At 65.2% G+C, this 10,832-nt stretch carries 8 protein-coding genes; 1 reads left to right on the top strand and 7 read right to left on the bottom strand.

Features of this window, described 5'->3' with window-relative positions; genetic code table 11:
• Window positions 1–209 (top strand): transposase (locus B6V72_RS17560; RefSeq protein WP_146696218.1); only part of this gene is annotated, 209 nt, incomplete at its 5' end.
• A 479-nt stretch (window positions 210–688) separates the two neighbouring features.
• Here the strand turns inward: B6V72_RS17560 and cobA are convergent.
• The 7 genes from cobA to B6V72_RS17525 form a co-directional block, all read right to left on the bottom strand.
• Window positions 689–1,582: a uroporphyrinogen-III C-methyltransferase gene (gene cobA / locus B6V72_RS17555; protein WP_233243164.1), complete on the bottom strand. Its 894-nt coding sequence runs from the start codon at window positions 1,580–1,582 to the stop codon at window positions 689–691.
• 64 nt (window positions 1,583–1,646) lie between these two features.
• The gene (locus tag B6V72_RS17550; protein WP_088736183.1) at window positions 1,647–2,618 is read right to left on the bottom strand and encodes a glycosyl transferase family protein; all 972 of its coding nucleotides are present in this window, start codon (window positions 2,616–2,618) and stop codon (window positions 1,647–1,649) included.
• Complete coding sequence (locus B6V72_RS17545) at window positions 2,615–5,254, bottom strand: nitrate reductase (RefSeq protein WP_088736182.1); 2,640 nt, start codon at window positions 5,252–5,254, stop codon at window positions 2,615–2,617. The genes B6V72_RS17550 and B6V72_RS17545 overlap by 4 nt, the downstream gene beginning before the upstream one ends.
• An 11-nt stretch (window positions 5,255–5,265) precedes the next feature.
• Window positions 5,266–5,598: a nitrite reductase small subunit NirD gene (gene nirD / locus B6V72_RS17540; RefSeq protein ID WP_088736181.1), complete on the bottom strand. Its 333-nt coding sequence runs from the start codon at window positions 5,596–5,598 to the stop codon at window positions 5,266–5,268.
• Window positions 5,595–8,033, bottom strand: coding sequence for a nitrite reductase large subunit NirB (gene nirB / locus B6V72_RS17535; RefSeq protein WP_088736188.1), 2,439 nt, complete (start codon window positions 8,031–8,033; stop codon window positions 5,595–5,597). Before nirB ends, nirD begins: the two co-directional genes overlap by 4 nt.
• 11 nt (window positions 8,034–8,044) lie before the next feature.
• Window positions 8,045–9,709 carry an ABC transporter ATP-binding protein gene (locus tag B6V72_RS17530; RefSeq protein WP_088736180.1) on the bottom strand — a complete coding sequence of 555 codons (1,665 nt, stop codon included), beginning with the start codon at window positions 9,707–9,709 and terminating at the stop codon, window positions 8,045–8,047.
• A 5-nt stretch (window positions 9,710–9,714) separates the two neighbouring features.
• Complete coding sequence (locus tag B6V72_RS17525) at window positions 9,715–10,800, bottom strand: ABC transporter permease (RefSeq protein WP_088736179.1); 1,086 nt, start codon at window positions 10,798–10,800, stop codon at window positions 9,715–9,717.
• Between the last annotated feature and the right edge of the window lie 32 nt (window positions 10,801–10,832).

Genomic DNA, 10,832 nt, shown 5'->3' with positions numbered 1-10,832 from the left:
ACAAAGGGATACGCGCCTGCATCCCGGGCCGAAAGCAACGCAAGACGCCCATCAAATATGACAAACGCCGCTACAAGCGCCGTAACCGGATCGAGATAATGTTCGGTAGGCTCAAAGACTGGAGGCGTGTGGCGACCCGCTATGACCGATCTCCGAAGGTCTTCCTCTCCGCCATCGTCCTAGCGGCTCTCGTCATCTACTGGTTATGAATCCTGACCCTAGAGCCTCAGCACGTCTAGACGAGTTGGCGTTCTTGCCGTTAATCGCCGATGAATGAGCCACCTCCCCCGAGAAGGAAAGTTAGCAGGCAGCTGGACGGCTCCCAATAACCACAATCAGACCTGACCCATTCCCGCCGCTTTACGCCCGATCAGCTAAATCCGGCGGGCTTACTGGCAATAAGCTGGCCGGCTGAACTGGCCGTTGTGGGGCCTTCGCCTGCCGGACAATGCTGCACGTCGCCGCCAAATGCTGGTTTGGAAGCATTGCGCGGCAGCAATGGCTATCGCGCGAATGTCCACAAAAGGCCGTTCACTGCGCCCAAGCAGGAAAGGGCGGTGAGCGGAAGATCGCTGCGTTTGGTTCAAATTTTTGGTTCGAACGCAAGTCGCTCTCGAGCTACTCCGCCGGAGACGCCGCAGAGAAAGAACTTGGAGGTCACCACTTCGAGCCTAACCTCCGGCCTGCATCAGCAACTGACGACGAGCGGCGCGGTGCGGCCATTCTCCATCTCAGTTCCGCCGCCAAGGCGAACGGCAGCCTTGTCATACCGTATCAGGATGATCGCGGGATTTCCTATCTCTTCACGGATGATCGTCTCGGCGAGCGCATCGAGGCGACAGCGGGCGATCCTCTGACGATCGGTCGAGATATCTGAAACGATTTCGACCCCAGAGCCAGCCGGCACGCCTGCCGCGAGAAGGTTCGCCTCGATTACCGGCGCCTGCCGCACCCCCATGTAGAGGGCGAGCGTCGTTCCCGGGGACGTGGAGGCGCCCCAATCGGGCGTGTCATCGCCCGCCCGGCACATCCCGGTCGCGAAGACCACGCGGTCTGTCGCGCCGCGTTCCGTCAGCGAACGACCGAGCGCGGCCCCAGCGGCGGAGGCCGCGGTGACGCCCGGCACGATCTCGACCGAGATTCCGTTCGCGCGCGCCGCGGCGAGCTCTTCCGTCGCGCGTCCAAACATGCCCGGGTCGCCACTTTTGAGCCGCACCACCTGCTTGCCCTCCAGCGCCGCGGCGACGATCACCGCATCGATCCGTTCTTGCGGCCAGGCGCAGACTCCGACGGACTTGCCGACATAGATCTGCTCCGCGTCGGGGCGCGCGAGGTCCAGAAGCTCCGGATCGACGAGGCGATCATAGAAGATGATGTCGGCCTGTTGCAGGCGCTCGGCCGCCCGCAGGGTCAACAGATCGCGCGCGCCGGGCCCAGCACCGACGAGCGCGATCGCCCCCTGCCCCGAGCGTTCCGGGAGGCCGTTCCGGGGCGTCTTGCGTGCCAATGACAGCCCGGACAGGGCAAGGCGCGCTTCATAGAGAACCTCGCTGACGAAGGCGACGATACCGGCCTTCCGCATGGGGGCCGCAGCGCCGGTCGGGACAGGCAAAAACGATGCAAACATCTTCATGAGCGTGGTCCTTTCATGCGGCGCTTGCGGAATGGCGGCGCGTCCAGAGGTCTGTGGCGAAGGCGCGGGGCTGCGGATATCCGAGGGTCGCGAGCGCAAGCTCGGCGGTGCCGAGCACGATTTCGGTGGCGAAGAGATCCTCGCTTTCGCCCGCCCAGAGGCGGCCCAGATCGGCGGGATTGGGCGCGCTGTCGGCCAAGCGGCGGGTCTCGTCGACAAGGCCGGAGGCTTGCGCCGTCCACGGCTCCCCTGCGCGCAGGCCGAAGAGCGCAATCTCTTTCCCGGGATGACGTTCGAACTCGCCGCCCCCGCCCTTGATCACCGTCATTGCCTGCAGCCCGAGAAGCGCGCAGGCATCGACCTGCAGCTCGCGATAAGGCGGATGGAAGACCCCCTGAACCGAAGCCCGCGCGCGCGCCGGGTTGAGCACGCGCATCACGGTGTTGACCGCCGAGCGCAGTCCCAGAACCTCGCGCAGCCGCAGCAGGTCGAGCGCGCGCGGCGCGAAATGCTCAAGCGGTAGATAGACGACCTTGTCGCGTTCAATCAGCGCGGCGGCGTCTTGCACATCCTGCGCCAAACCGATCTCCGCCGCGTCCAGCGCATCGCGCACCGAAGCCACCGGCGATTGATGCGAATTCCAGCCATGGAGCAACACTGGCTCCCCCGCCATTGCCACCAGCCGCGCGGACAGCAGGAACCACGGTAGCCCGCGCGAGCGCCCCGCCGCATAGCTCGGCCAGTCAAGCGCGGGCACGGGGCCGGTCCACTCGGGCAAGGTCCCACGGACGGCTTCGGCGAAACCCGCGATCTCGGCGGCGCTCTCGCCGCGATAGCGCATCAGCATCAGAAGCGCGCCGACCGCCTCGGGGGCGGCCTCGCCGCACAGGATTTGGCCCAACGCGTCGCGGGCTTCCTCGCGGTTCAGCGACCGTGCCCGGCCCGGGCCTCGGCCCATCGCGTGGATGTAGGGGGCGAGGCTCATTCGGCGGCCTCGCGGGGTTGGGCGTCCGCCAGAAGGGCCGCGAGTTCCGGGCGGCACGACCCGCAATTGGTGCCCGCCTGCAGCGCCGCACCCACGGCTTCAACGGAGGTCAGCCCCTGATCGGTGATAGCGGCGAGGATCGTGTTCACCCCGACATCGAAACAGGCACAGACGATTGCCCCCGGATCGGGCTGATCGGCGCCTGCGCGCCCGGCCAGAAGCGCGGGTTGGTCGGTCTCGCCAAGCAGCCCCGCGACATGGCCGCGCGACACGGCCACGGGCTCGGGGGCCGCAAAGAGCACCGCCGAGACGCGCCCTTCGACCATCAGCGCGATCCGCGCAAGCCCCCGGCCCGCGTCGATCATCGTCACCGCCTCGGCGTCGGGGAGCGCGAAGAACTCTCGCGCGAAGGCCTCCCAATCGGCAGGTGCGGCGCGCCCGGCCAGCTCGGTCCGCCAGCCGCCTTTCGCGCGGGCCTTCGCCCAGTAATCGGCGCGCGGAACGACGTCCTGCGCGCTCACCGCGAAGCCATACCACGCCGCCTTGTAAGGCGCGACCTGCACCGCGCCGCCCTTGTTTTCGGGCTGACCCGAGACCGGATCGACATGGGCGGCGACCAGCGCATCGATGCGCCCGCCGGACGCGGTTTCGCCTGTCCAGTGCATCGGCGCGAAGACCGAGCCGGGTTGCGCGCGCGTGCTTTCCAGAACCCGCAGGACGGCGCGGCCGTGGCTGTTCGACACGTCGGCCAGACCCGCCGCGCTCAGCCCCAGTTTGGCGGCGTCCGAGGGGTGAATTTCCAGATAAGGCTCGGCCATATGCAGGCTCAGGCGCGGCGATTTCGCGGTGCGGGTCATCGTGTGCCAGTGATCGCGCACCCGGCCCGTGTTGAAACGGAACGGGGCCTCCGGGCTCAGCGCGGTTTTCGGCGCGCGCGGCGTGATCGGGAGCATCCGGGCCTTTCCGTCGGCCGTAAAGAAACCGCCATCGGCGAAGAACCGGCCCCCCTTCTTGGTCGGGCCCTGCGGCCAGACAAAGGGCACGAGCGCCTCGTAATCCGCGTCTGAAATCGCCTTGAAATCGGAAATGTCGAAATCGCGCCCAAACTGCCCCGCGACTTCCGACAGCGCCGCGTATTCGCGAAAGATCGCTGCGGGGCCTTCATAGGCGAAATGCTCGGCCCAGCCCATCTTCGCAGCCACGTCGCAGAGAATCTTCCAGTCGGGACGCGCCTCACCCGGTTCGGGTAGAACCGCGCGCTGGCGCGAGATGCGGCGCTCGGAATTCGTGACGGTGCCGTCCTTCTCGCCCCAGCCGGTAGCGGGCAGAATGACATCGGCCAGCCTCGCGGTATCGGTGTCGGCCGTGATATCGGAGACGACGACGAAATCGCAGCCCGCGATGGCGGCACGCACGCGGTCGGCCTCGGGCATCGACACGGCGGGGTTGGTGCAGATGATCCAGAGCGCCTTGATCCGGCCGTCTTCAACGGCGCGGAACATGTCTATCGCTTTCAGACCCGGGCCGGGCGCCATGGTCGGGCTGGCCCAGAAGCCCTGCACGGCGTCGCGATGCGCCACATTCTCGATGTCGAGGTGACAGGCGAGCATATTGGCCAACCCGCCCACTTCGCGCCCGCCCATCGCATTGGGCTGGCCGGTGACCGAGAACGGCCCCGCGCCGGGCTTGCCGATGCGGCCCGTCGCGAGATGGCAATTGAGGATCGCGTTGACCTTGTCGGTGCCGGAGGTCGACTGGTTCACGCCCTGACTGTAGATCGTGACGACCTTCTCCGAGCCGATCCAGAGGCGGGTGAACTCGGCCAGATCGGTGGCGCTGAGCCCGGTCACTGTGGTATCGCTTTCCTTCGCCGCCGCAAGCGCATCCGCGAACCCGCTGACATGGGCCTCGACATAGGCGCGATCGACCGCACCTTGCGCGTCGATCTCGGTCAGCAGCGCATTGAACAGCGCCGCATCCGCGCCGGGCGCGACGGGCAGATGCAGATCGGCGAGATCGCAGGTCGCGGTGCGGCGCGGATCGACCACTACGATGCGCATTCCGGGTCGCGACTTTTTCGCCGCTGCGATACGCTGAAACAGCACCGGGTGGCACCACGCGAGGTTGGAGCCGACCAGCACGATGACATCGGACTGCTCGAAATCCTCGTATTGCCCCGGCACGGTATCGGTTCCGAAGGCGCGCTTGTGACCGGCCACCGACGACGCCATGCAGAGCCGCGAATTGGTATCGATATTGCCCGAGCCGATGAAGCCCTTCATCAGCTTGTTGGCGACATAATAATCTTCAGTCAAAAGCTGGCCCGAAACATAGAACGCCACGCTGTCGGGACCGTGCGCGTCGATCGTAGCCCTGAACCTCCCGGCGACCAGATCGAGCGCGCTGTCCCAATCCGTCTCCTGCCCGTTCACGACCGGCGCCAGCAGCCGACCGTCCAGATCGACCGTCTCGCCAAGCGCCGAGCCTTTCGAGCACAGCTTACCGGCATTGGCCGGATGGGCGGTGTCGCCCCGGATGTCCAAGCCGCCCCTGCCGTCGGGCGTCGCCTGAACACCGCAGCCGACGCCGCAATAGGGGCAGGTCGTGCAAATGGTCTGAGCCGCGCGCATCATCATCTCCCTCCGGTTCAGGCGGCGCTTCGCGCGGCGAACTTGCGGGAATCGATAAGCACGCGGCCCGCATCGACGCGCAGGTCATAGGTCGGGACCTGTCCCGCGTCGGCGCCCTGAGCCGCGCCGGTTTCCAGGCTGAACACCCAGTTATGCAGCGGGCAGGTCACCTTGTTGCCGTGCACGATCCCTTCCGAGAGGGGCCCGCCCTTGTGCGGGCAGCGATCCGAGAGGCCGAAAACCGCGTCATCAGCGGTGCGGAACACCGCGACGCAGCCAAGCGGCGTCTTGATCACCCGCGCCCCTTGAACGGGGATGTCTTCGAGGGCTCCGATATCGATCCAGCTCATTCCGCGGCCTCCTGCATAAGATTGGCAAGCGGGCTCCAGGCGCGTTCGTATTCCGGGGTCGCGCGCTCGGCCCATGGGTCTTTCTGATAGACGGATTGCGAGATATCGAAGCGCGCGATCAGCGCCGCGCGATTGTCGAGATCGTCGACGACCTGCTCGCGGATCCAGTCCAGACCGCCGGTCTTGGCGATCCATTTATAGGGTCTATCGAGGTAATTCGCGCTCTCGCGATAGAGCTGCATGAAGGCCACGGTGATGTCGATCACTTCCTGTTCGGTGCCGACCTTGGCCAGCGGCTCGGTCTCTTTCAGCTCCATTCCGGCCGCGCCGCCGACACCGATCTCGAAGCCGGAATCGACGCAGACGACGCCCAGATCCTTGCAGGTGGCCTCGGCGCAATTGCGCGGGCAGCCCGTCACCGCGAGCTTGAACTTGTGCGGCGTCCACGCACCCCAGAGCCGCTTTTCCAGCTTGATCCCCAGCCCGGTCGAATCCTGCGTACCGAAGCGGCACCAGTCGGTGCCGACGCAGGTCTTCACCGTGCGCAGCCCCTTGGTATAGGCGTGACCCGAGACCATCCCGGCGGCGTTCAGATCGGCCCAAATGTTGGGCAGGTCCTCCTTCTTGATGCCCAGTAGGTCGATGCGCTGACCGCCGGTAACCTTGACGGTCGCGTCGTATTTCTTCGCGGCCTCTGCAATCGCCAGCAATTCTTCCGGGGAGGTCATCCCGCCCCACATCCGCGGCACGACCGAATAGGTGCCGTCCTTCTGGATATTGGCGTGGTTGCGCTCGTTCACGAAGCGGCTTTGAGGATCGTCGGTGTATTCCAGCGGCCAGTCGGCGAGCAGGTAGTAGTTCACCGCCGGGCGGCAGACATGGCAGCCATTGGGCGTCTTCCAGCCAAGTTCCTGCATCACCGCCGGTTGCGATTTCAGCTCTTTCGCCTTGATCAGGCGGCGGACATCCTCGTGCGGATGATCGGTGCAGGCGCAGATCGGCTTCGCGGTAGGCAAGACGAATTCGTCGCCCAGCGTGACCGCGAGAACTTGTTCGGCCAGACCCGAACAGGTGCCGCAGGACGCACTTGCCTTCGTGGTCGCCTTGATCGCGTCGAGCGTCGTCGCGCCCGCCTCGATCGCCGCAACGATCTGACCTTTGCACACGCCGTTGCAGCCGCAGATTTCTGCGTCAGCCGGTAAGGCTGCAACGGCCGCCATAGGGTCCGCCGAGGCGCCCCCCTGGAAGGCCGGGCCGAAGATCAGCGTCTCGCGCATCTCCGAGATGTCGGTGCCGTCCTTGATCAGCCCGTAGAACCAGTTGCCATCGGCCACATCGCCATACATCACCGCGCCGATGACGCGGTCGCCCTCGAGCACGATGCGCTTGTAGACGCCGCGCGCGGGATCGCGGAATACGATATCCTCGCGGCCCTCGCCTTCAGCGAAATCGCCCGCCGAGAACAGGTCGCATCCCGTGACTTTCAGCTTGGTCGAGACCTCGCGGGGGATGTATGCGCTGGCCTCCCCGGTCAGGGTCTGCGCCGCGACCTTCGCTTGATCGTAGAGCGGCGCGACAAGGCCGAAGATCTGGCCATCGAATTCCACACATTCGCCAAGCGACAGGATATCCGGGTCGGACGTTTGCATCTGCGCATCGACCTGAATGCCGCGCTCGACCTCAAGCCCCGCATCCTTTACCAAGGCGACCGAGGGACGGATGCCCACGGCCATAACCAGTAGATCGCAGGGCAGTTCGGTCCCGTCATCGAGCATCAGCGCGCGCAGCTTGCCGTCCTCGCCCAATATCTCCTTGGAATTGGCCGAGCAGCGGACATCTATACCGCGATCGGTCAGCGCGCGGCGCAGGAGGTAACCCGCCGCCTCGTCCAGCTGACGTTCCATGAGGTGGCCCATGATATGGACCACTGTCACGTCCATGCCGCGCAGGCGCAGACCCGCCGCAGCTTCCAGCCCCAAAAGACCGCCGCCGATCACCACCGCGCGCGCGCCGGGCCGTGCGGCCTCGATCATACGGTTGGTGTCGTCGAGATCGCGATAGGCGATCACCCCGTCCAGATCATGCCCCGGGAGCGGGATGATGAACGGGTTCGACCCGGTGGCGATGACCAGCTTGTCGTAAGCAACCTCGCCCATCTCGCCGATCACGACCTTGCGGTCGCGGTCGATGCCCGTGACCTTTTCGCCGAAGCGGCAGGTCACGCCATGGGCGTCATACCAATCCTCGTCGTGGGTGACGATTTCCGCGTAGCTCTTCTCGCCCGAAAGCACCGGCGACAGCATGATACGGTTGTAATTGCCGCGCGGCTCCGCGTTGAAAAGCGTCACGTCCCACTTGCCGGAAGCCGTCTCGAACAGATGCTCGAGCATCCGCCCCGAGGCCATGCCAGCGCCGATAACGACCAGTTTCTGCATCTCGGTTTCCATTACGCAGCCTCCGCTTTCCTGGGCGCGTGGCCCTGTTCGTATTCCTCGAGGAAGTTCAGAACCTGCTCGCGGTAGTAGTAGTAATCGGGGTGTTCGAGCAGCGCCTTGCGGGTGCGCGGACGCGGCAGATCGACCTCCGTCACCTTGCCGATCGTGGCGCGCGGACCGTTGGTCATCATCACCACGCGGTCGGCCAGCAGGATCGCCTCATCCACGTCATGGGTGACGCAGACGGCGGTGACCTTGGTGCGCGACCACACCTCCATCAGCACTTCCTGCAGCTCCCAGCGGGTCAGGCTGTCGAGCATCCCGAAGGGCTCATCCAGCAGCAGCAGCTTCGGCGAAAGCGCGAAGGCGCGCGCGATCCCCACACGCTGGCGCATCCCGTTCGACATGTCCGAGGCGGGCTTGTCCATCGCATCGCCCAGACCCACGCGCTCGAGGTAATAGTCGATCACGTCCTGACGCTCGGCGCGCGACGCCTTGGGATAGACCTTGTCGACGCCCACGGCGACGTTTTCGCGCGCGGACAGCCACGGGAACAGGGACGGTGCCTGGAACACTACGGCGCGTTCGGGATCGGCGCCCTTCACCTCGAGCCCGTCGAGCTTGATGCCGCCTTTCGACACGTCGTTGAGGCCCGCCGTCATCGTCAGCACGGTCGATTTCCCGCAGCCCGAATGACCGATCAGCGAGACGAATTCGCCCTTCTTCAGCGTGAGGTTGAAATCCTCGACGACCGTGAGCGGCCCTTTCGGGGTCGGGTAGATCTTGTGAAGCTGCGAGTACTCCAGATACTTGCCTTCGAGCGCCGAGCGCGCGGCTTCCGACACCGCCTTGGGCAGCGCGTGGAGCGGCGTGACGTCGGGCAGTTTGCGGGTGCCTTCGGCCTTGGCCTGCATGCCGACATCCATCAGGTAGTTGGTAACGGCGGCGCGCAGGCGCTTGAACCCTTCATCGTGGTTCATCGCACCGCGGTCGCGCGGGCGCGGGATCGACACCTTGAACTCCTCGCCCAGAGTGCCGTCGGGGTTCATCGCGATGATCCGGTCGGCTAGAACGATCGCCTCGTCCACGTCGTTGGTGATCAGCACGCAGGTCTTCTTGTCCTGCTCCCAGATATGCTCGACCTCGTCGGCGAGGTTGCCCCGAGTCAGCGCGTCGAGCGCCGACAGCGGTTCGTCGAGCAACAGCACTTCGGGGTTCATCGCCAGCGCGCGCGCCACGTTGACCCGCTGGCGCATGCCCCCCGACAGCTCCGCCGGATGGCGGCTCGCGGCGTGGCGGAGCCCCACCATCTTCACGTAGTGATCGACCTTCACCTGACGCTCTTTCTTCGACAGGCCGGGGAAGATCGTCTCGACGGCGAGGCCAACATTCTGGTCCACCGTCAGCCACGGCATCAGCGAGTAGTTCTGGAAGATCACGCCGCGCTCGGGGCCCGGACCGGTGATCGGCTGGCCCTTGAACAGGGCCTCGCCTCTGGAGGGCATCTCCAGTCCCGCCATCAGGTTGATCAGGGTGGTCTTGCCGGTGCCGGAGAAGCCGAGCAGCACGAGGAACTCACCCTCTTTCACGCTCAGATCGATATTCTTCAGCACATCGCTGCGCGCCGGGCCTTCGCCGAAGCTTTTGGAGACAGACTTGAATTCGAGAATGCTCATGAGGGTCACCGGTTGTTGGAGAAGGTGAACATCGACTGGATCGCGAACATCAGGCGATCGAGGACGAAGCCGATGATGCCGATGGTGAATACGGCCACCATGATCCGCGCGAGGCTCTCCGAGGAGCCGTTCTGGAACTCGTCCCAGACGAATTTGCCCAAGCCGGGGTTCTGCGCGAGCATTTCCGCCGCGATCAGCACCATCCAACCAACCCCGAGCGACAGGCGCAGACCGGTGAAGATCAGCGGCAGCGCCGAGGGCAGCACCAGCTTGGTGATCTTCGTCCAGGTACCCATCTTCAGCACTTTCGAGACGTTCACGAGATCCTTGTCGATCGAGGCCACGCCAAGCGCCGTGTTGATGATCGTCGGCCAGAGCGAACACAGCGTCACCGTGATCGCCGAGACGAGGAAGGACTTGGAGAACATCCCGTCAGAGGTGGTGTAGACCGCCGAGACGATCATCGTCACGATCGGCAGCCATGCCAGCGGCGACACCGGTTTGAAGATCTGGATCAGCGGGTTCATCGCGGCATTCGCGGTTTTCGACAGGCCCGCCATGATGCCCAGCGGAACGGCCACGATCGTACCGAGCGCGAAGCCGAAGAACACCGTCTTGATCGAGGTCCAGATCTGGTCGAAATAGGTCGGCGCCCCGGTATAGTCGCGGTATTTCACCCGGTCGGCCTTGCCTGCCGCCACCAGCTTGGCGTTGCGCGCGTCCTGACGGTCGTAGAAGGCGGCGGCCTTCTCGCGTTCGCGCAGGTGGTCGGCATAGAGAACCTCCGCCTGCTCCCAGACCTGCGCCGGGCCGGGAATGACCCCGAGCGAAGTCTCCACCTTGGGCGCGAGCATCGCCCAGGCGGCTAGGAAAACGACGATCGCGGCGACGGGCACGCCCAGTAGCTGCCAGATTTCTTTCATCTGCGATTTCGGGTTGTCTCCGGCGACGGCCCGCAGGATCGGGGTCACCCAGCTCAGGCCCAACACCCTCAACCAGCCATCGGCCTTGTTGATACGGGTGAAGAGGCGTTCGCGACGGGCCTCGCGAGCTTGCTGCGCGGTCAGGGCGTCAGGATCGATGGCGGTCATGGCTTGTCGTCCTTGCAGATATTTTGGGAAGG

This window comes from Thioclava sp. F34-6 (assembly GCF_002213235.1).
In the GTDB taxonomy this organism is placed as follows: Bacteria; Pseudomonadota; Alphaproteobacteria; order Rhodobacterales; family Rhodobacteraceae; genus Thioclava; species Thioclava nitratireducens.
Note: the sequence above shows the minus strand (reverse complement) of the source record. Positions and strands in the feature narration are given on the sequence as shown.